The organism is Streptomyces sp. Ag109_G2-15 (assembly GCF_900215565.1).
Taxonomy (GTDB): Bacteria; Actinomycetota; Actinomycetes; order Streptomycetales; family Streptomycetaceae; genus Streptomyces; species Streptomyces diastatochromogenes.
Genome location: NZ_OCNI01000001.1, coordinates 4,318,394 through 4,338,830, shown reverse-complemented (window position 1 = coordinate 4,338,830; position 20,437 = coordinate 4,318,394). Strand labels below are relative to the sequence as shown.

At 71.0% G+C, this 20,437-nt stretch carries 15 protein-coding genes and 1 pseudogene; 11 read left to right on the top strand and 5 right to left on the bottom strand.

The genetic code is table 11. The annotated features are described in order from the left end of the window. Positions 1–18 precede the first annotated feature (18 nt). From CRP49_RS19480 to CRP49_RS19465, 4 genes are all read left to right on the top strand, one after another. Positions 19–657 (top strand): TetR/AcrR family transcriptional regulator, encoded by a 639-nt coding sequence (locus CRP49_RS19480; protein WP_257033438.1) that lies wholly within the window; start codon positions 19–21, stop codon positions 655–657. An 86-nt stretch (positions 658–743) separates the two neighbouring features. Then, complete coding sequence (locus CRP49_RS19475; RefSeq protein WP_097254520.1) at positions 744–1,682, top strand: PrsW family intramembrane metalloprotease; 939 nt, start codon at positions 744–746, stop codon at positions 1,680–1,682. Positions 1,683–1,769: 87 nt separating this feature from the next. Further along, positions 1,770–2,009 (top strand): heavy-metal-associated domain-containing protein, encoded by a 240-nt coding sequence (locus tag CRP49_RS19470; protein WP_097254519.1) that lies wholly within the window; start codon positions 1,770–1,772, stop codon positions 2,007–2,009. Between the two features lie 129 nt (positions 2,010–2,138). Continuing rightward, the gene (locus tag CRP49_RS19465) at positions 2,139–4,388 is read left to right on the top strand and encodes a cation-translocating P-type ATPase (protein ID WP_097254518.1); all 2,250 of its coding nucleotides are present in this window, start codon (positions 2,139–2,141) and stop codon (positions 4,386–4,388) included. Positions 4,389–5,009: 621 nt separating this feature from the next. On the opposite strand, the gene CRP49_RS19460 is transcribed toward CRP49_RS19465, so the two are convergent. Both CRP49_RS19460 and CRP49_RS19455 read right to left on the bottom strand, forming a co-directional pair. Continuing rightward, positions 5,010–6,299 (bottom strand): citrate synthase, encoded by a 1,290-nt coding sequence (locus CRP49_RS19460; protein ID WP_097254517.1) that lies wholly within the window; start codon positions 6,297–6,299, stop codon positions 5,010–5,012. A 253-nt stretch (positions 6,300–6,552) separates the two neighbouring features. After that, positions 6,553–8,777, bottom strand: a pseudogene (locus CRP49_RS19455) (ATP-dependent RecD-like DNA helicase). Positions 8,778–8,904: 127 nt separating this feature from the next. Here CRP49_RS19455 and CRP49_RS19450 point away from each other — a divergent pair. From CRP49_RS19450 to CRP49_RS19425, 6 genes are all read left to right on the top strand, one after another. Continuing rightward, positions 8,905–9,945, top strand: coding sequence for a LacI family DNA-binding transcriptional regulator (locus tag CRP49_RS19450; RefSeq protein WP_097254516.1), 1,041 nt, complete (start codon positions 8,905–8,907; stop codon positions 9,943–9,945). Further along, positions 9,942–11,462 carry a sugar ABC transporter ATP-binding protein gene (locus tag CRP49_RS19445; RefSeq protein ID WP_097254515.1) on the top strand — a complete coding sequence of 507 codons (1,521 nt, stop codon included), beginning with the start codon at positions 9,942–9,944 and terminating at the stop codon, positions 11,460–11,462. Before CRP49_RS19450 ends, CRP49_RS19445 begins: the two co-directional genes overlap by 4 nt. Then, positions 11,452–13,401 (top strand): substrate-binding domain-containing protein, encoded by a 1,950-nt coding sequence (locus CRP49_RS19440; protein WP_097254514.1) that lies wholly within the window; start codon positions 11,452–11,454, stop codon positions 13,399–13,401. The genes CRP49_RS19445 and CRP49_RS19440 overlap by 11 nt, the downstream gene beginning before the upstream one ends. Positions 13,402–13,474: 73 nt before the next feature. Continuing rightward, complete coding sequence (locus tag CRP49_RS19435; protein ID WP_097254513.1) at positions 13,475–14,377, top strand: ribokinase; 903 nt, start codon at positions 13,475–13,477, stop codon at positions 14,375–14,377. Further along, on the top strand, positions 14,374–14,763 hold the full coding sequence (gene rbsD / locus CRP49_RS19430) for a D-ribose pyranase (protein WP_097254512.1): 390 nt from the start codon (positions 14,374–14,376) through the stop codon (positions 14,761–14,763). Before CRP49_RS19435 ends, rbsD begins: the two co-directional genes overlap by 4 nt. 275 nt (positions 14,764–15,038) lie before the next feature. Continuing rightward, positions 15,039–15,893: a phosphotransferase family protein gene (locus CRP49_RS19425; protein WP_097254511.1), complete on the top strand. Its 855-nt coding sequence runs from the start codon at positions 15,039–15,041 to the stop codon at positions 15,891–15,893. 41 nt (positions 15,894–15,934) lie between these two features. On the opposite strand, the gene CRP49_RS19420 is transcribed toward CRP49_RS19425, so the two are convergent. From CRP49_RS19420 to CRP49_RS19410, 3 genes are read right to left on the bottom strand one after another with little or no spacing between them, the layout of a single operon-like run. Further along, positions 15,935–16,735 carry a sugar phosphate isomerase/epimerase gene (locus CRP49_RS19420; RefSeq protein WP_097257447.1) on the bottom strand — a complete coding sequence of 267 codons (801 nt, stop codon included), beginning with the start codon at positions 16,733–16,735 and terminating at the stop codon, positions 15,935–15,937. Positions 16,736–16,767: 32 nt separating this feature from the next. Next, complete coding sequence (locus CRP49_RS19415; protein ID WP_097254510.1) at positions 16,768–17,919, bottom strand: dihydrodipicolinate synthase family protein; 1,152 nt, start codon at positions 17,917–17,919, stop codon at positions 16,768–16,770. After that, on the bottom strand, positions 17,916–19,067 hold the full coding sequence (locus CRP49_RS19410; RefSeq protein WP_097254509.1) for a Gfo/Idh/MocA family protein: 1,152 nt from the start codon (positions 19,065–19,067) through the stop codon (positions 17,916–17,918). Before CRP49_RS19410 ends, CRP49_RS19415 begins: the two co-directional genes overlap by 4 nt. A 278-nt stretch (positions 19,068–19,345) precedes the next feature. On the opposite strand from CRP49_RS19410, the gene CRP49_RS19405 reads away from it, so the two are divergent. After that, positions 19,346–20,398: a LacI family DNA-binding transcriptional regulator gene (locus tag CRP49_RS19405; RefSeq protein ID WP_097254508.1), complete on the top strand. Its 1,053-nt coding sequence runs from the start codon at positions 19,346–19,348 to the stop codon at positions 20,396–20,398. Positions 20,399–20,437 lie beyond the last annotated feature (39 nt).

The window sequence follows — 20,437 nt, the reverse complement described above, 5'->3', positions numbered from 1 at the left end:
AAGGGCTGGGGATCACGCGTGTCCGAAACCTCGGATAAGGAGCAGCCGCGCCGCCGCCAGGCGCGCGGTGAACGCCGCATCGCGCAGCTCCTCCAGGCCGCCGCCCAGGTCTTCTGCACCACCGGCTACACCGCCGCCAGCACCAACGCCATCGCCCGCGAGGCGGGCGTCTCGCCGGGCACGCTCTACCAGTTCTTCCCGAACAAGGAGGCGCTCGCTATCGAGCTGGGCGACCGGCTCGTCCACGAGATGCAGGAGACGTACGGCGAGGCGCTGACCCCGGTCGAACCGGCCACCCCGCTGGAGGAGGCGATCGGCACGGCCGTCGACCGGTTCATCGCCTTCAACACCGAGCACCCGGTCTTCTTCGCGCTGATGCACGGCCCCGACGTACCCGGCAGGATCGCCGAGGCGCACGACCAGCTGCACGCCACCCTGGTCGGCCGTATCGAGGGCCTGCTCGGCTCCCTCATGCCCGGGGCCGGCCCGGCCGACGTCACGCGCACGGCCCACGTCTGCCTCGGCGTCTACAAGGCGGGCCTGGAGCTGGTCCTCGCCCACGAGGGCGCCGAGCGGGCGGCCTACGTCCAGGAGATCAAGGACGTCCTGATCCGCTACCTGGAACCACTGGTGGGCGACCAGCTCGGCCACGGGTGACCCCAGGGCGATCCCCGGACTGCGCCCGTGGGCACATCTGCCTAAAGTGCGGATAAATCGCCCAGCAGGAGCCCTAGGGGACCCACGTGACCCACTCGCCGCCGCCCGGTATGCCCCGGGCCCGCATTCCCGGCCCCCAGCAGCCCCCGCCGCCGTACCCGCGCATCGGCGCGGGCCTGTGGAGGCGCTGCCTGGGCGGCGGTCTCACCCTGTGGGCGCTGGCCGCGCTGGTGACGTACACGACGCGGAACACCACGCTGCTGCCGACCCTCGTCCTGCTCGGCGGATTCCTGGTCCCCGTCGTCTTCGTGCTGTGGGCGTACGAGCGGCACGGCCGGGACCTGGGCGTCAGTGCGGTTCTCGGCTGCTTCCTGGCCGGCGGCGCGCTCGGCGTGGTCGGCGCCTCGGCGATGGAGTCGTACCTGCTCTGCCCCTCCCCGGGGATGTTCACCGGCGTCGCCCTGATCGAGGAGGCCGCCACACTCGGCGCACTGGTGTTCGCGCTGCGCCGGCAGCCGGGCATCCGCGGGATCAGGGCCGGGCTGGTGCTCGGCGCGGCCGTCGGCTTCGGCTTCGCGGCCCTGGAGAGCTGCGGATACGCCTTCGCCGCGGCCGTCTCCGCCGACGGCATCGACCTCAGGACGCTGCTGGAGACGGAGATCCTGCGTGGGGTGCTCGCCCCCTTCGGGCACGGCCTGTGGACGGCGATCGCGGGCGGCGTACTGCTCGCCCACCGCCGTCCGAACGGGCACTTCCGGCTCGCCGCGCCGGTCGTCGGCACCTGGCTGGGCGTCTCGGTGCTGCACGCTCTGTGGGACGCCACGCACGGCATCGCGATCTGGCTGGTGACCCGCCTCTTGAGCACCGGCCCGGCACCGGAGCTGTTCGCACAGGGGTACATCCCGCGGCCCAGCGCCGCACAGGAGCACCTGTTCACGCTGTTCTCGGTCGGCGGTCTGATGCTCGTCGCCGTACTCGGCATCGCCTGGATGCGGTCGCTGGCACACCGGGACACCTCTTGGTGAAATACCCCCTAGGGGTATACTCTGAGAAACGTTGGGGCTCCCCCGTGGGCCCCAACGGCCCCACACGCCACGACGAGGAGTAACGACATGACCGCCCAGACCGACACTTCGGGCTCCGTCACCACCGTCTACCAGGTGACCGGCATGAGCTGTGGCCACTGCGAGGGCTCCGTCTCCGGCGAGATCTCCCAGATTCCCGGCGTCAGCTCGGTCAAGGCCGTCGCGTCGACCGGCGAGGTGACCGTCGTCTCCGAGGCCCCGCTCGACGACGAGGCCGTCCGCGCCGCCGTGGACGAGGCGGGCTTCGAGCTGGCCGGCAAGGCCTGAGAGCACGGCCCGAGCGACCGGGCCCGCCCCGAGCTGCGGGTGCGAGCCCCGAAACCTTTCACCGACCGGGCCGTGCCGACCAGCTGATACTGGCTCCGCACGGTCCGGTCCGATGTCTGGAGTCCGGACATGACCAGCACCACCACAGAGACAGCGGGCGCGATAGGCAGCACGTCCGAGGTCGAGCTGCTCATCGGCGGGATGACCTGCGCCTCCTGCGCCGCGCGGGTGGAGAAGAAGCTCAACCGCATGGACGGCGTGAGCGCCACCGTGAACTACGCGACGGAGAAGGCGAAGGTCAGCTACGCCGAGGGCGTCCAGATAGCCGACCTGATCGCGACCGTCGTGAAGACCGGCTACACCGCCGAGGAGCCCGCGCCACCGGAGCCCGAACCCGAGGCCGAGGCCGGCGAGAGCGCCGAGCACGACCCCGAACTCGCCGCCCTGCAGCACCGCCTGCTCGTCTCCGTGCTGCTCGCCGCCCCCGTCGTCCTGCTCGCCATGATCCCCGCGCTGCAGTTCGACAACTGGCAGTGGCTCTCGCTCACGCTCGCCGCCCCGGTCGTCGTCTGGGGCGGCCTGCCCTTCCACCGGGCCGCCTGGACCAACGCCCGGCACGGCGCCGCCACCATGGACACCCTCGTCTCGGTCGGCACGCTGGCCGCGTTCGGCTGGTCGCTGTGGGCCCTGTTCTTCGGCGACGCGGGCATGCCCGGCATGCACGACGAGTTCCGGTTCACCGTCTCGCGGATGGACGGCGCCTCCACCATCTACCTGGAGGTCGCCGCCGGAGTCGTCGCGCTGATCCTCCTCGGCCGCTATCTGGAGGCCCGCTCCAAGCGGCGCGCGGGTGCGGCCCTGAAGGCCCTGATGAAGCTGGGCGCCAGGGACGTCGCCGTACTGCGGGACGGGCACGAGGTGCGCGTGCCGGTGGCCTCGCTGGCCGTCGGCGACCGGTTCGTCGTACGGCCCGGCGAGAAGGTCGCCACCGACGGCACGGTCGTCCAGGGCGTCTCCGCGGTGGACGCGTCCATGCTGACCGGCGAGTCGGTGCCGGTGGACGTCGGCCCCGGCGACCGGGTCACCGGCGCCACGGTCAACGCGGGCGGCCGGCTGGTGGTGGAGGCGACCCGGGTCGGCACGGACACCCAGCTCGCCCGGATGGCCCGGCTGGTGGAGGACGCGCAGAACGGCAAGGCCGAGGTGCAGCGGCTCGCCGACCGGATCTCCGCCGTCTTCGTCCCCGTCGTCATCCTCATCGCGCTCGCCACCTTCGGCGTCTGGCTGGCGGCCACCGGCGACACCTCCGCCGCGTTCACGGCCGCCGTCGCCGTGCTGATCATCGCCTGCCCCTGCGCGCTCGGCCTCGCCACGCCGACCGCGCTGATGGTCGGCACCGGCCGGGGCGCCCAGCTCGGCATCCTGATCAAGGGGCCCGAGGTGCTGGAGTCCACGCGCCGCGTCGACACCGTCGTCCTGGACAAGACCGGCACGGTCACCACCGGCCGGATGACCCTCCAGGCGGTGTACGTCGCCGACGGCGAGGACGAGAAGGAGCTGCTGCGGCTCGCCGGAGCCCTGGAACACGCCTCCGAGCACCCCGTCGCGCGGGCGATAGCCGGGGGCGCCGAGAAGCGGGCCGGGCGGCTCCCCGCGGTCGAGCACTTCGAGAACGTCCCCGGGCGGGGCGTACGCGGGCGCGTGGAAGGCCGTGAGGTGGCCGTGGGGCGCCTGTACGACGCACTCCCGGAGGAGTTGGCCCGGGCCGGGCGACAGGCCGAGCAGGAGGGCCGTACGGCCGTCACGGCCGGCTGGGACGGACGGGCCCGCGGTGTCCTCGCCGTCGCCGACGCGGTCAAGGAGACCAGCGCCGAGGCGGTGCGCGAGCTGCGCGCCCTCGGGCTCACCCCGGTCCTGCTCACCGGGGACAACCGGACGGTCGCCGAGGCGGTCGCGCACACCGTCGGCATCGACGAGGTGATCTCCGAGGTGCTCCCCGAGGAGAAGGTGGACGTCGTACGGCGGCTGCAGCGCGAGGGACGCGCCGTGGCGATGGTGGGTGACGGCGTCAACGACGCGGCCGCGCTGGCCACGGCCGACCTGGGGCTCGCCATGGGCACCGGCACCGACGCGGCGATCGAGGCCGGCGATCTGACGCTCGTGCGCGGGGACCTCCGGGTGGCCGCGGACGCCATCCGGCTCTCCCGGCGCACCCTCGCCACCATCAAGGGCAACCTCGTGTGGGCCTTCGGCTACAACGTGGCCGCGCTGCCGCTGGCCGCCGCGGGGCTGCTGAACCCGATGATCGCGGGGGCGGCGATGGCCTTCTCCTCGGTGTTCGTGGTGACCAACAGCCTGCGACTGCGCCGCTTCCGCTGAAGTTCCCAGGGGTTACCGGGGGTTATGCGCGGCTGAAGTAAGAGTCCCTCTAGAGTCGGGCGCGAGCCTCACATAAGCTCTTCACAAGGCTCGCGCATCTTCCTTACGCTTGGGCCTCGATCGTCGTATCGGGGCTCTTGCGCACCTAAGGGACATATGCAAGAGACGCAGATCACAGTGATGCGAACGTAACCATCGAAGGGGTTCGAAGGTCTAAGTTGGCGATGTCAGAACAGCGTCTTGGGGGGCGCTGACTGGCATCTGGGGATGTCTTGGGGGACTTCCTCAGAGATGCGTTGCCGGGGCACGCACACCGGGAAGCTTTGAGCGGCCCTCCCAGCGTGCGTTGTCCCGGCAGATCGCACCGCATCACTGGAGTACGACGGGTTTTGCTCGTTGTGCTCAGACAGCGATTTCAGGCGCTGTCCTCTCCGAGCGCCCGGCCGGATCCCGTGGGGGGAATCCGCACCGGGACATGGGAAGGCGCCCTGGTCGTCGGCCCGTGGGGGGACTGACGGCTCAGGGCGCCTTCTTTTTTCCTGCTCGGCGGCGGCTCACGTCGCGACCACTCAGCACTGGTTCAGGGCCCGCCCTGCGGGCAGGCCCTCGCACTCAGTACGTTCAGCGCTCCTCGACCGGAACGAAGTCGCGCTCGACGACGCCCGTGTAGATCTGGCGCGGGCGGCCGATGCGGGAGCCGGGCTCCTTGATCATCTCGGTCCACTGGGCGATCCAGCCCGGCAGACGGCCGAGGGCGAACAGGACCGTGAACATCTCGGTCGGGAAGCCCATGGCGCGGTAGATCAGGCCGGTGTAGAAGTCGACGTTCGGGTAGAGGTTGCGCGAGACGAAGTAGTCGTCGGAGAGCGCGTGCTCCTCCAGCTTGAGCGCGATGTCCAGCAGATCGTCGGACTTGCCGAGGGCGGAGAGGACGTCGTGCGCGGCGGCCTTGATGATCTTGGCGCGGGGGTCGAAGCTCTTGTAGACCCGGTGGCCGAAGCCCATCAGGCGGACGCCGTCTTCCTTGTTCTTCACCTTGCGGATGAAGGCGTCGACGTCGCCGCCGTTCTCCTGGATGCCCTCCAGCATCTCCAGGACGGACTGGTTGGCGCCGCCGTGCAGGGGGCCCCACAGGGCGGAGATGCCGGCCGAGATCGACGCGAACATGTTGGCCTGGGACGAGCCGACCAGGCGGACCGTCGAGGTCGAACAGTTCTGCTCGTGGTCCGCGTGCAGGATCAGCAGCTTGTCGAGCGCGGAGACGACGACCGGGTCCAGCTCGTACTCGTCCGCCGGGACCGAGAAGGTCATGCGGAGGAAGTTCTCGACGTAGCCCAGGTCGTTGCGCGGGTAGACGAACGGGTGACCGATCGACTTCTTGTACGCGTACGCCGCGATCGTCGGAAGCTTGGCGAGCAGGCGGATGGTGGAGAGGTTGCGCTGCTTCTCGTCGAACGGGTTGTGGCTGTCCTGGTAGAAGGTGGACAGCGCCGAGACGACCGACGACAGCATGGCCATCGGGTGGGCGTCGCGCGGGAAGCCCTTGTAGAAGTTCTTGACGTCCTCGTGCAGCAGGGTGTGCCGCGTGATGTCGTTCTTGAACGTGGAGAGCTCGTCGACGGTCGGCAGCTCACCGTTGATGAGCAGGTACGCCACCTCGAGGAAGGTGGAGCGCTCGGCGAGCTGCTCGATGGGGTAGCCGCGGTAGCGGAGGATGCCCGCCTCGCCGTCCAGGTAGGTGATGGCGGATTTATAGGCGGCGGTGTTGCCGTAACCGCTGTCCAGAGTCACCAGACCGGTCTGGGCGCGGAGCTTCCCGATGTCGAAGCCCGTGTCACCGACGGTGCTGTCGACCACCGGGTAGGTGTACTCGCCGTCGCCGTACCGCAGTACTACAGAGTTGTCGCTCACGTCTTCCCTCACCCGACGTAGTGCCTCATCTTCGAGGTGCCCTGACTGTCTCTACCATCCCCCATTTGGCTCAGGAGAGTGCACTCGGGGTCGACCATTGGGCCTATTGGCGGCACTCAGTGCCGCCAACCTGCTCATCCTGCCCCCTCCGACCGGCATCTGGAAGTGCTCTGTGACCTTTGCGACTCGTTTGATCGATCATTTTTTGTGATGCGGTTCGCCACCCCTGTCGCCGCCCCTGCTCAGGAGCCGGTCAGGAGCCGTGCAGCCTGAAGTCCAGTGCCGTGCAGCGCCGTCCGGCCGAGACCGTGCGCACCGCCTGTCCGATCGCCTTGCGTGAACCGACGAGCACGACGAGCCGTTTCGCCCGTGTCACCGCCGTGTACAGGAGGTTCCGCTGGAGCATCATCCAGGCCCCGGTGGTGACGGGGATCACCACTGCGGGATATTCACTCCCCTGTGAACGGTGGATCGTCACCGCGTACGCGTGCGCCAGTTCGTCCAGTTCATCGAACTCGTACGGAACCTCCTCGTCCTCGTCCGTCAGCACCGTCAGCCGCTGGTCGACCGGATCGAGCGAGGTGACCACGCCCACGGTGCCGTTGAAGACGCCGTTCTTCCCCTTCTCGTAATTGTTGCGGATCTGGGTGACCTTGTCGCCGACGCGGAAGACCCGGCCGCCGAACCGCTTCTCCGGCAGATCGGGCCGGCCGGGCGTGATGGCCTGCTGGAGCAGGCCGTTGAGGGTGCCGGCACCGGCCGGGCCGCGGTGCATGGGCGCGAGCACCTGGACGTCCCGGCGCGGGTCGAGCCCGAACTTGGCCGGAACACGACGGGCGGCCACGTCCACGGTGAGCCGGCCGGCCTCCTCGGTGTCGTCCTCCACGAAGAGGAAGAAGTCCTTCAGGCCGTCGGTGAGCGGATGCTGCCCGGCGTTGATGCGGTGCGCGTTGGTGACCACGCCGGACTGCTGGGCCTGCCGGAAGACCCGGGTGAGCCGCACGGCCGGGACCGGGCCGCCCTCGGCCAGCAGGTCGCGCAGCACCTCGCCCGCGCCGACGCTGGGCAGCTGGTCGACGTCACCGACGAACAGCAGATGGGCACCCGGAGGCACCGCCTTCACCAGCTTGTTGGCGAGCAGCAGGTCCAGCATGGAGGCCTCGTCCACGACGACCAGGTCGGCGTCCAGCGGGCGGTCCCGGTCGTAGGCCGCGTCGCCGCCGGGCTTCAGCTCCAGCAGCCGGTGGACCGTGGAGGCCTCGGCGCCCGTCAGTTCGGCGAGCCGCTTGGCGGCCCGCCCGGTGGGGGCGGCGAGCAGCACCTTGGCCTGCTTGGCGCGGGCCAGCTCCACGATCGAGCGGACCGTGAAGGACTTGCCGCAGCCGGGCCCGCCGGTGAGCACGGCGACCTTCTCGGTCAGCGCGAGCCGGACGGCGGCCTCCTGCTCGGGGCGAGGTCGGCTCCGGTACGGGACTTCAGCCAGCCGAGCGCCTTGCCCCAGTCCACGTCCCGGAAGGCCGGCATCCGGTCCTCCGGCGTCCGCAGCAGGCGCAGCAGCTGGGCGGAGAGGGAGAGTTCGGCACGGTGGAAGGGCACCAGGTAGACGGCGGTGACGGGCTCCGCGTCCCCTTCGGGGCCGGGCACCTTCTCGCGTACGACCCCGGGTTCCACGCCGTCCTCCGCCGGTTCGGCCAGCTCGGCGAGGCACTCGATGACCAGCCCCGTGTCGACCTGGAGCAGCTTGACCGCGTCCGCGATCAGCCGCTCCTCGGGCAGGAAGCAGTGGCCCTGGTCGGTGGACTGGGACAGCGCGTACTGGAGGCCCGCCTTCACGCGCTCCGGGCTGTCGTGCGGGATGCCGACCGACTGGGCGATCTTGTCGGCGGTGAGGAAGCCGATGCCCCAGACGTCGGCGGCCAGCCGGTACGGCTCGTTCCTCACGACCGAGATGGACGCGTCGCCGTACTTCTTGTAGATCCGTACCGCGATGGACGTGGAGACCTCGACGGTCTGGAGGAAGAGCATGACCTCCTTGATCGCCTTCTGCTCCTCCCAGGCGTCGGCGATCTTCTTCGTCCGCTTGGGGCCGAGGCCGGGCACCTCGATCAGCCGCTTCGGCTCCTCCTCGATGATCTGGAGGGTGTCCAGGCCGAAGTGCTGGGTGATGCGGTCGGCGAAGACCGGGCCGATGCCCTTGACCAGCCCGGATCCGAGATAGCGGCGGATGCCCTGGACGGTGGCCGGCAGGACGGTCGTGTAGTTCTCCACCGTGAACTGCTTGCCGTACTGGGGGTGGGAGCCCCAGCGGCCTTCCATGCGGAGGGACTCGCCGACCTGGGCTCCGAGCAGGGCACCCACCACCGTGAGGAGATCGCCGCCGCCGCGGCCGGTGTCGACCCGGGCGACCGTGTAGCCGTTCTCCTCGTTGGTGTACGTGATCCGCTCCAGGACCCCTTCGACCACCGCCAGATTGGACATGATCCGACGCTACAGCCGGGCTCTGACATCACGATCCGGTCTCGGGCTCTTGTGGATGACCGTGTAATCGATTCCAATCCTCCGTACGTATTGATGTAAACGATTCCACGAGGAGGTGGAGCCGGCGATGGCGAGCATCAAGGACGTGGCCGCCGCGGCAGGCGTGTCCGTCGCCACGGTGTCGCGCGTCCTGAACGAGCACCCGTCGGTCAGCGCGGACGCACGCACGCGCGTACTGGCCGCCGTCGAGGCGCTGGGCTACCGCCCGAACGCCGTCGCCCGTTCCCTGCGCACCGACCAGACACACACCCTCGGCCTGGTCATCAGCGACGTACTCAACCCGTACTTCACCGAGCTGGCCCGCTCCGTCGAGGAGGAGGCCCGCGCCCTCGGCTACAGCGTGATCATCGGCAACGCCGACGAGCGGCCGGACCTGCAGGACCACCACGTACGGACCCTGCTGGACCGCCGGATCGACGGCCTGCTCGTCTCCCCCACCGACGGCGGCTCCCCGCTGATGCTGGACGCCGCGCGCGCGGGGACGCCGATGGTCTTCGTGGACCGGTGGATCCCGGGCGTCGAGGTACCGGTCGTACGGGCCGACGGACGCGCGGCCGTACGGGATCTCGTCGCGCATCTGCACGGGCTCGGGCACCGGCGGCTCGCGATCATCGCGGGGCCGGCGGCGACCACGACCGGCAGCGAGCGCGTCGAGGCCTTCCGGGCGGCCATGGCCGAGTACGGTCTTCCGCTCCCGGACGCCTACATCGGCCAGGGCGACTTCCAGGCAGAGAGCGGCCGGCGGGTCACCGAGGGCTTCCTCGACCTGCCCGAGCCGCCCGAAGTCGTCTTCGCCGCGGACAACCTGATGGCACTCGGTGCCCTGGACGCGATCCGCGCGCGCGGGCTGCGCGTCCCGGACGACATCGCGCTGGCCGCGTTCGACGACATCCCGTGGTTCGTGCACACCGATCCGCCGATCACCGCGATCGCCCAGCCCACGGGCGAGCTGGGCCGGGCCGCCGTACGGGCCCTGGTGGACCGCATCGAGGGGCGGGACGTCCCCGCGTCCGTCACCTTCGCCGCCCGTCTCGTCGTACGCCGCTCGTGCGGCGAGCCGGCTCCCCAGGAGCCGTCCCCCTCCCCAGTGCAAAGGAGCACGTCGTGAGCAACCCGGACGAGTTGCTGCGCATCGAGGGCATACGCAAGACCTTCCCGGGTGTGGTGGCGCTGGACGGCGTCGACTTCGACCTGCGCCGGGGCGAGGTGCACGTGCTGCTCGGTGAGAACGGCGCGGGCAAGAGTACGCTCATCAAGATGCTCTCCGGTGCCTACACGCCCGACGCCGGGCGGATCCTGGCCGGCGGCGAGGAGGTGCGCATCCACGGTGCGCAGGACTCCGAGCGCCTCGGGATCGCCACCATCTACCAGGAGTTCAACCTCGTTCCCGATCTGACGGTCGCCGAGAACATCTTCCTGGGCCGCCAGCCGCGCCGGTTCGGGATGATCGACCGGGGGCGGATGGAGGCCGACGCCGAGGTGCTCCTCGCGCGCGTGGGCGTGAACGTGTCCCCCCGCGCGCGTGTGCGCGAACTCGGTATCGCCCGCCTCCAGATGGTCGAGATCGCCAAGGCGCTGAGCCTCGACGCGCGCGTGCTCATCATGGACGAGCCGACCGCCGTGCTCACCTCGGAGGAGGTCGAGAAGCTCTTCGCGATCGTGCGCTCGCTGCGGGCGGACGGTGTCGGGATCGTCTTCATCACCCACCACCTGGAGGAGATCGCCGCCCTCGGCGACCGGGTCACGGTCATCCGGGACGGCAAGAGCGTCGGGCAGGTCCCCGCGTCCACTCCCGAGGACGAACTCGTACGGCTCATGGTGGGCCGCTCCATCGAGCAGCAGTACCCGCGCGAACGGGCCGAGCAGGGAGCCGCGTTGCTCACCGTCGAGGGGCTGACCCGGGACGGTGTGTTCCACGACGTGAGCTTCGAGGTGCGGGCCGGTGAGGTCGTCGGCATCGCAGGTCTGGTCGGCGCGGGGCGGACCGAGGTCGTACGGGCCGTGTTCGGCGCGGATCCGTACGACAAGGGGGCCGTGAAGGTCTCCGGCAGCGAGTTGAGGCGGCACGACGTGAACGCGGCCATGGCGGCCGGGATCGGCCTCGTACCCGAGGACCGCAAGGGCCAGGGGCTGGTGCTGGACGCCTCCGTCGAGGAGAACCTCGGCCTGGTGACCATGCGGAAGGCGACCCGGGCCGGGCTCGTCGACATCAAGGGGCAGCGCGAGGCGGCCGGGCGGATCGCCGGGCAGCTGGGCGTGCGGATGGCCGGGCTGGCCCAGCACGTGCGGACCCTCTCCGGCGGCAACCAGCAGAAGGTCGTCATCGGCAAGTGGCTCCTCGCCGACACCAAGGTGCTGATCCTCGACGAGCCGACGCGCGGTATCGACGTCGGCGCCAAGGTCGAGATCTACCAGCTGATCAACGAGCTGACGGCCGCGGGAGCCGCCGTCCTGATGATCTCCAGCGACCTGCCCGAGGTGCTCGGCATGAGCGACCGGGTGCTGGTGATGGCCCAGGGCCGGATCGCGGGTGAACTCTCCGCCGACGAGGCCACGCAGGACGCGGTGATGTCCCTCGCCGTGAGCACCCCTACTACCGAACTGGAGGCCACCGGTGGCCACTGACACGCTCAAGAGCACGACGGGCGCGGGTGGCGCCCCGGCCGGCCTGCGCCGCCTCCTGCTCGACAACGGCGCGCTCACCGCGCTGATCGTCCTGGTCATCGCCCTGTCGGCGCTGTCCGGTGACTTCCTGACGACGGACAACCTGCTCAACGTCGGTGTCCAGGCGGCCGTGACGGCGATCCTGGCGTTCGGTGTGACCTTCGTGATCGTGTCGGCGGGCATCGACCTGTCGGTCGGCTCGGTGGCGGCCCTGTCGGCCACCGTGCTCGCCTGGAGCGCGACTTCGCACGGCGTGCCGGTCTTCCTGGCCGTGGTCCTGGCGGTCGCCACCGGCATCGTGGCCGGTCTGGTCAACGGCTTCCTGATCGCGTACGGCAAGCTGCCGCCGTTCATCGCGACGCTCGCCATGCTGTCGGTGGCGCGCGGTCTGTCGCTGGTCATCAGCGGGGGCTCCCCGATCGCCTTCCCCGGCTCGGTCTCGCACCTCGGTGACACGCTCGGCGGCTGGCTGCCGGTGCCGGTGCTGGTCATGGTCGTCATGGGGCTGGTGGCCGCGTTCGTGCTCGGCCGGACGTACATCGGGCGCTCCATGTACGCGATCGGCGGCAACGAGGAGGCTGCGCGTCTGTCCGGCCTCCGGGTGAAGAAGCAGAAGCTCGCCATCTACGCGTTCTCCGGCCTGTTCGCCGCGGTCGCCGGCATCGTGCTGGCCGCCCGCCTCTCCTCCGCCCAGCCGCAGGCCGCCGACGGCTACGAGCTGGACGCGATCGCCGCGGTCGTCATCGGCGGGGCGTCGCTGGCGGGCGGCGCGGGCAAGGCGTCCGGCACCCTGATCGGTGCGCTGATCCTGGCTGTGCTGAGGAACGGCCTGAACCTGCTGAACGTCTCCGCCTTCTGGCAGCAGGTGGTCATCGGTGTGGTCATCGCGCTGGCGGTGCTGCTCGACACCCTGCGGCGCAAGGCGGGTGCGGCCCCGGTGGCCGCCGGCGCGGGTGGCGGCAAGGGCAAGCAGGCGGGGACGTACGCGCTCGCGGCGGTGGTCACGGTCGCGATCGTGGGTGCCACCTCCTTCCTGCACAGCGGCTCCTCCGCCACGACGACCCCGAAGATGGGCCTCTCCCTCTCCACCCTCAACAACCCCTTCTTCGTGCAGATCCGGTCCGGTGCCCAGGCCGAGGCGAAGAAGCTGGGCGTGGACCTGACCGTCACGGACGCCCAGAACGACGCCTCCCAGCAGGCCAACCAGCTGCAGAACTTCACCAGTTCGAACCTCGGCGCGATCATCGTCAACCCGGTGGACTCGGACGCGGCGAGCAACTCGGTGAAGGCCGCCGACCAGGCCCGGATCCCGGTCGTCGCGGTCGACCGGGGCGTCAACAAGGCCACGGTGGACGCCCTGGTGGCCTCCGACAACGTCGCCGGCGGTGAGCTGGCCGCGAAGACGGTCGCCGAGAAGCTGGGCGGCAAGGGCAGGATCGTGATCCTGCAGGGCCAGGCGGGCACCTCCGCGGCCCGCGAGCGGGCGGAAGGTTTCGCCAAGGGTCTGAAGGCCTACCCGGGCATCCAGGTCCTGGCCCAGCAGCCCGCTGACTTCGACCGCACCAAGGGCCTCGACGTGATGTCGAACCTGCTCCAGGCCCACCCGGACGTCCAGGGTGTCATCGCCGCCAACGACGAGATGGCCCTCGGCGCGATCAAGGCGCTGGGCTCCAAGGCCGGCACGTCGGTCCAGATCGTCGGCTTCGACGGAACTCCGGACGGTCTGACGGCGGTCAAGGACGGCACGCTGTACGCGTCAGTGGCGCAGCAGCCGTCGCAGCTGGGCAGGATCGCCGTGGACAACGCGCTGCGGGCGATCCAGGGCAAGAAGGTGGAGTCGACGGTGAAGGTGCCGGTGAAGGTGGTCACGAAGGAGAACGTCGCCGGGTTCACCGGCTGAGGTACCTCGGAGGCGGCCGGTGGCTCAGAGCGAGCCCCGGCCGCCTCAACTCGTTTCCCTAGGGAGTCTTTTCATGTACGACTACGACCTCCTGGTCGTGGGTTCGGCCAACGCCGACCTGGTGATAGGCGTCGAGCGGCGGCCGGCCGCCGGCGAGACGGTGCTCGGCGGCGACCTCGCCGTCCACCCGGGCGGCAAGGGCGCCAACCAGGCGGTCGCGGCCGCCCGGCTCGGGGCGCGTACGGCACTGCTGGCCCGGGTCGGCGACGACGCCCACGGCCGGCTGCTGCTCGACTCGCAGCGGGCGTCCGGGGTGGACACGGTGGGCGTGCTGGTGGGCGGGGCGCCGACGGGCGTCGCGCTCATCACCGTCGACCCCTCCGGGGACAACAGCATCGTGGTCTCCCCCGGCGCCAACGCCCGTCTGGCACCGGCCGACGTCCGGGCCGCCGTCAGCCTCTTCCTCGCCTCGCGGGTGGTGTCGGCGCAGCTGGAGATCCCGCTGGAGACGGTCGTGGAGGTCGTACGGAACCTCGCCGAGGGCAGCCGGTTCGTGCTGAACCCGTCCCCGCCGCGCCCGCTGCCCACAGAGGTGCTGGCCGCCTGCGACCCGCTGATCGTCAACGAGCACGAGGCCCGGGTGCTCCTCGGCGACTCCGCCGTCGGCGAGGAGCCCGAGGACTGGGCGCGGCTGCTGCTGGCCAAGGGCCCGCGCTCGGTGGTCGTGACGCTGGGCGCGGAGGGGGCGCTGGTGTGCGACTCCTCCGGGGTGACCCGGGTGCCGTCGGTGAAGGTGGACGCGGTGGACACGACGGGGGCGGGCGACGCGTTCACGGCGGCCCTGGCCTGGAAGCTGGGCGCGGGTTCCGCACTGGCCGAGGCCGCCGCCTACGCGGCCCGGGTCGGGGCGGCCGCGGTGACGAAACGGGGCGCGCAGGAGTCGTACCCGACGGCCTCGGAGGTCGACGCGCGGTGAAGAAGGCGGGCATTCTCAACCGTCATCTGTCCGGTGCGCTCGCCGAGTTGGGACACGGCGACGAGGTGCTGGTGTGCGACGCGGGCATGCCGATCCCGGACGGTCCCCGGGTGGTGGACCTCGCCTTCCGCGCCGGTGTCCCGTCCTTCGCCGAGGTGCTGGACGGGCTGCTGGCCGAGCTGGTGGTGGAGGGGGCCACGGCGGCGGAGCAGGTACGGGGCGCGAATCCGGCGGCGGCCGCGCTGCTGGACGGGCACTTCCCCGGCCTGGCGCTGGTCCCGCACGAGCGGCTGAAGGAGCTGTCGGCGGGGGCGCGGCTGGTGGTGCGCACCGGGGAGGCACGGCCGTACGCGAACGTGCTGTTGCGGTGCGGGGTGTTCTTCTGAGGCCCTGAAGTCACCGACTGAGGTCCTGAAGTCGGCGACGCCCTGACGTTTCGAGGGGGCGTACCCGGTCCGTCGACCGGGTACGCCCCCTCGGCTTTCCCCTCCGTATCAGAACCTCGCGATCCCCCCCGGGTCCCTCCCCTGGAGGTCCTGATGCGAAGTACGACACGCGAGGTGGGGGGAGGGTTGCACGCCCACTCGTGATTTTCGCGGGTACCTGCGACGGCCGCCGAATTCCGTTGCTCACCGCAAACCGGTGGCCTACGGTCCCGGTCATGCTGAAGGACCTCTGTGCCCGCCTCGGCCTCGCCGGCGCACCGCTGACCCGGTTCGCGGACGGCTCGCAGCCGGTCTACGCGGTGGGTGACGAGCACGTGCTCAAGCTGTTCCCCGGAGCCGCCGCAGAGGCCGGCGTCGCCGAAGGCCGCGTCCTCGCCCACCTCCAGGGACGGCTGCCGGTACCGACCCCGCGGGTACGTGAATTCGGCCCCTACGAGAACGGCTGGCACTACGTCCTGATGTCCCGCCTGCGCGGCGAGAACCTGGCCCACGTCTGGGACCGGGTGCCGCGCGGCCACCGCGACCGGCTCGTCACCGAGATCGGCGAGACCCTGGCGGTGCTGCACTCCCTCGACCCCGACCCCCTCGCGGACGTCCTCGGCCCCGGCGACTGGGGCGCCTTCCTGGACCGCCGGGCCGTCGGAGCCGTGGCACAGCAGCGCGCCGAGGGACTGCCGGCCGCCTGGCTGGAGCAGATCCCGGACTTCCTCGCCTCGGTCCCGCTGCCGCGCGCCCCACACCGTTCCCTGCTGCACACCGAGGTCATGCTGCAGCACTTCCTCGTCGATCCCGACGGCTGGCGTCTGACCGGGCTCTTCGACTTCGAACCGGCCATGATCGGCGACCGCGCCTACGACTTCGTGGCCGTCGGCCTGTTCGTCACCCGCGGCGACCCGCACCTGCTGGCCCGGCTCGCCGGGGCCTACGGCCACACCTTCGAGCCGCCCCAACTGCTCGCGTACACCCTGCTGCACGTGTACAGCGACCTTCCCTGGTACCTGAGCGAACTGCGCGCGCCCGCCGAGGAGACGCTGCCCTCGCTCGCGGAGGCGTGGTTCGGCACGGAGTGACGTGTCGGGCCCCTGCCACCCGGGCGGGGGCCCCTCGGCGGTCAACCGGCGACGTGCGTCACGAACCGTTCCGCCGTCTCCGCCAGCACCTCCCGCCCGTCCCTGGCCCACAGCTCCTCGTTGAACAGCTCGACCTCGATCGGGCCCGTGTAACCGGCCGCCTCCACGTACCCCTTCCACTCCCGCATGTCGATCGCGCCGTCGCCGATCTGGCCGCGGCCGGTGAGGACGCCCTCGGGCAGGGGGGTGGTCCAGTCGGCCAGCTGGAAGGTGTGGATGCGGCCGCCCGCGCCTGCCCGGGCGATCTGGGCGGGGGCCCGGTCGTCCCACCAGATGTGGTACGTGTCCACGGTCACGCCCACCTGGTGCGCCGGGAAACGCTCGGCGAGGTCCAGGGCCTGGGCGAGGGTGGAGACCACGCAGCGGTCGGACGCGTACATGGGGTGCAGGGGTTCGATGGCGAGGCGTACGCCGTGTTCCTCGGCGTACGGGCCCAGTTCCGCGAGCGCGTCGGCGATGCGCTCGCGGGCGCCGTGCAGGTCGCGCGAGCCCGCGGGCAGGCCGCCCGAGACCAGGACCAGGGTGTCCGTGCCGAGCGCGGCCGCCTCGTCGATCGCCCGGCGGTTGTCGGCCAGGGCCTGCTCCCGCTCGGCCGGGTCGATCGCCGTGAAGAAGCCGCCACGGCACAGGGTCGTCACCGTCAGGCCCGCGTCACGGACCAGCTTGGCGGTCGCCTCCACGCCGTACGACTGGACCGGCTCGCGCCACAGGCCCACTCCCGGTACGCCCAACTGCACGCAGCTGTCCACCAGTTCGGGGAGGGACAGCTGCTTGACCGTCATCTGGTTGATGGAGAAGCGTTCGAGTCCGGTGCTCACTGGTTCACCCCGTACAGCGACAGCAGGTTCTTCATGCGTTCCTCGGCCAGTTTCGGGTCCGGGAACAGGCCGAGGCCGTCGGCGAGTTCGTAGGCGCGGGCGAAGTGGGGCAGCGAGCGGGCCGACTGGAGGCCGCCGACCATCGTGAAGTGGGACTGGTGGCCCGCGAGCCAGGCCAGGAACACCACTCCGGTCTTGTAGAAGCGGGTCGGGGCCTGGAAGAGGTGGCGGGACAACTCCACGGTGGGGTCGAGCAGGGCGCGGAAGCCCGGCGTGTCGCCCGTGTCCAGGACGCGGACGGCTTCGGCCGCCAGGGGCCCCAGCGGGTCGAAGATGCCGAGCAGGGCGTGACTGAAGCCCTGCTCGTCGCCCGCGATCAGCTCGGGGTAGTTGAAGTCGTCCCCGGTGTAGCAGCGCACGCCCTGCGGGAGGCGGCGGCGCAGGTCGATCTCGCGCTGGGCGTCCAGGAGGGAGACCTTGATGCCGTCCACCTTGTCCGGGTGCGCCGAGATCACCTCCAGGAAGGTGTCCGTCGCCGCGTCCAGGTCGGACGACCCCCAGTAGCCCTCCAGTGCCGGGTCGAACATCGGGCCCAGCCAGTGCAGGACCACCGGATCGGCGGCCTGGCGGAGGAGGTGGCCGTAGATCTCCAGGTAGTCCTCGGGGCCGCGAGCGGTGGCCGCGAGCGCCCTGGACGCCATCAGGATGGCCTGCGCGCCCGCCTCCTCCACGACCGCGAGCTGCTCCTCGTAGGCCGCGCGGATCTCGGCCAGGGTGCCGCCGGTGATCTGATCGGTGCCGACACCACAGGCGATCCGGCCACCCACGCTGTGCGCCTCCGCCGCCGACCGGCGGATCAGCTCGGCCGCGCCCGCCCAGTCCAGGCCCATCCCGCGCTGGGCGGTGTCCATCGCCTCGGCGACACCGAGCCCGTGGGACCACAGGTGGCGGCGGAAGGCGAGGGTGGCGTCCCAGTCGACGGCGGCCGGCGAGTCGGGGGTCGTGTCCGCGAACGGGTCGGCCACGACGTGCGCCGCCGAGAAGACCGTACGGGAGGTGAAGGGGGTGCCGGGCGTCAGCGCGAGCGGTTCGGTCCGGGGCTCGTACGTCCTCAGGGCGCCGTTCACAAGAGGAAGTTGGATGGTCACAGCGCGATCTCCGGCACGTCGAGACGGCGGCCCTCGGCCGAGGACTTCAGGCCCAGCTCGGCGAGCTGGACGCCGCGGGCGCCGGCCAGGAGGTCCCAGTGGTACGGCGCGTCGGCGTAGACGTGCTTCAGGAACAGCTCCCACTGGGCCTTGAAGCCGTTGTCGAACTCGGCGTTGTCCGGCACCTCCTGCCACTGGTCGCGGAAGACCTCGGTGGCGGGGATGTCCGGGTTCCAGACCGGCTTGGGGGTCGCGCTGCGGTGCTGGGCACGGCAGTTGCGCAGGCCGGCGACCGCCGAGCCCTCGGTGCCGTCCACCTGGAACTCCACCAGCTCGTCGCGGTTGACGCGGACCGCCCACGAGGAGTTGATCTGGGCGATCGCGCCGCCCTCCAGCTCGAAGATGCCGTAGGCGGCGTCGTCGGCCGTCGCGTCGTAGGGCTTGCCGTGCTCGTCCCAGCGCTGCGCGATGTGGGTGGTGGCCAGGGCCTGGACGGAGGTCACCCGGCCGAACAGCTCGTGGAGCACGTATTCCCAGTGCGGGAACATGTCGACAACGATGCCACCGCCGTCCTCGGCGCGGTAGTTCCAGGAGGGGCGCTGGGCGGGCTGCCAGTCGCCCTCGAAGACCCAGTAGCCGAACTCGCCCCGGATGGACAGGATCCGCCCGAAGAAGCCGCCGTCGATCAGGCGCTTCAGCTTCAGGAGGCCGGGGAGGAAGATCTTGTCCTGGACGACGCCGTGCCTGATGCCCTTCTCCTGGGCCAGGCGGGCCAGCTCCAGGGCGCCCTCCAGCCCCGTGGCCGTGGGCTTCTCGGTGTAGATGTGCTTGCCGGCCGCGATGGCCTTCTTGATCGACTCCTCGCGGGCCGAGGTGACCTGGGAGTCGAAGTAGATGTCGACGGTCGGGTCGGCGAGGACGGCGTCCACGTCGGTGGAGACATGCTCCAGGCCGTGCCGGTCGGCCATCTCCCTGAGGGCGTGCTCGCGGCGGCCGAGCAGGATCGGCTCGGGCCACAGCACGGTGCCGTCGCCGAGGTCGAGGCCGCCCTGTTCGCGCAGGGCGAGGATCGACCGGACGAGGTGCTGGCGGTAGCCCATGCGCCCGGTCACGCCGTTCATGGCGATACGCACCGTCTTGCGTGTCACGTCAGTCCCCTTCGTGGGCGCCGGGCGCCCCGATCAGCATCAGCATCGTCGCCGTCAGCGGCAAGCGCAGCAAGCGCTTTCTATCTGGAGAAGCTAGCCTCTGAACTGGGTCTGTACAAGACCGTGTCCTCTTCGAGTTGTTCGAGGGGGCGAACAACCGGGGTCGTTGGCCTTAAGGTCTGCTCGACACCGCACGGGAACCGTGACCGTGCCCGGCCTGTCTACGTGGAAGTACGAGCACCAATGCGCGATCAGATGCGCGACCGGAGGACGACGAGATGACGGTGACCCTGGCGGATGTGGCGGCCCGCGCGCAGGTCTCCCCCGCGACGGTGTCGCGCGTGCTGAACGGGAACTACCCGGTGGCCGCCTCCACTCGCGAGCGGGTGCTGCGGGCCGTGGACGAGCTGGACTACGTCCTCAACGGCCCGGCCAGCGCGCTCGCCGCGGCCACCTCCGACCTCGTCGGCATCCTCGTGAACGACATCGCGGACCCCTTCTTCGGGATCATGGCCTCCGCGATCCAGGGCGAGATCGGCGGGCCGGGCGGCCGGGCGGGCGGCGAACGCCTGGCGGTCGTCTGCAACACCGGCGGCTCGCCCGAGCGCGAACTGACGTACCTCACCCTCCTGCAGCGGCAGCGGGCCGCGGCCGTGGTGCTGACCGGCGGCGCCGTGGAGAACGCGCCGCACGCGGCGGCGGTGGCGGCGAAGCTGCGCAAGCTGGCGGAGGCCGGGACCCGGGTCGTGCTGTGCGGGCGGCCGCCGACGCCGGACACCGAGGCCATCGCGCTGACCTTCGACAACCGCGGCGGCGCCCGCGCCCTCACGGACCACCTCATCGGCCTCGGCCACCGCCGGCTCGGCTACATCGGCGGCCCCGAGGAGCGGACCACCACCCGGCACCGCCTGGAGGGCCACCGCAGTGCGCTGGCGGCGGCGGGCATCGAGGAGGACCCTCGCTGGACGGTCTACGGCCGCTACGACCGCCGGTCCGGCTACGAGGCCACGCTGGAACTGCTGCGCCGGGACCCGTCCCTGACCGCGATAGTGGCCGCGAACGACTCCGTCGCGGTGGGCGCGTGCGCCGCGCTGCGGGAATCGGGACTGCGGATTCCCGAGGACGTGTCGGTGGCCGGGTTCGACGACCTGCCGTTCAGCATCGACGCGGTGCCTTCTCTCACGACGGTGCGGTTGCCGCTGTCGGAGGCGGGGGCCCGGGCCGGGCGGATCGCGATGGGGCGTGAGGAGCCGCCGCCCGGGGGGATTGCCTCGGTGCGGGGGGAGTTGATGGTGCGGGGGTCTACGGGGGTGCCTCGGCGCGTCGGCTAATAGCCGGCGTCTAGTGGTGCATCCGTCCCACGGCGGGCG

Coding starts and splice junctions, on each gene's coding strand:
- CRP49_RS19405 (WP_097254508.1), top strand. CDS start 19,346: ATGACGGTGACCCTGGCGGATGTGGCGGCCCGCGCGCAGGTCTCCCCC.
- CRP49_RS19435 (WP_097254513.1), top strand. CDS start 13,475: ATGTACGACTACGACCTCCTGGTCGTGGGTTCGGCCAACGCCGACCTG.
- CRP49_RS19470 (WP_097254519.1), top strand. CDS start 1,770: ATGACCGCCCAGACCGACACTTCGGGCTCCGTCACCACCGTCTACCAG.
- CRP49_RS19425 (WP_097254511.1), top strand. CDS start 15,039: ATGCTGAAGGACCTCTGTGCCCGCCTCGGCCTCGCCGGCGCACCGCTG.
- CRP49_RS19450 (WP_097254516.1), top strand. CDS start 8,905: ATGGCGAGCATCAAGGACGTGGCCGCCGCGGCAGGCGTGTCCGTCGCC.
- CRP49_RS19420 (WP_097257447.1), bottom strand. CDS start 16,735: ATGACGGTCAAGCAGCTGTCCCTCCCCGAACTGGTGGACAGCTGCGTG.
- CRP49_RS19465 (WP_097254518.1), top strand. CDS start 2,139: ATGACCAGCACCACCACAGAGACAGCGGGCGCGATAGGCAGCACGTCC.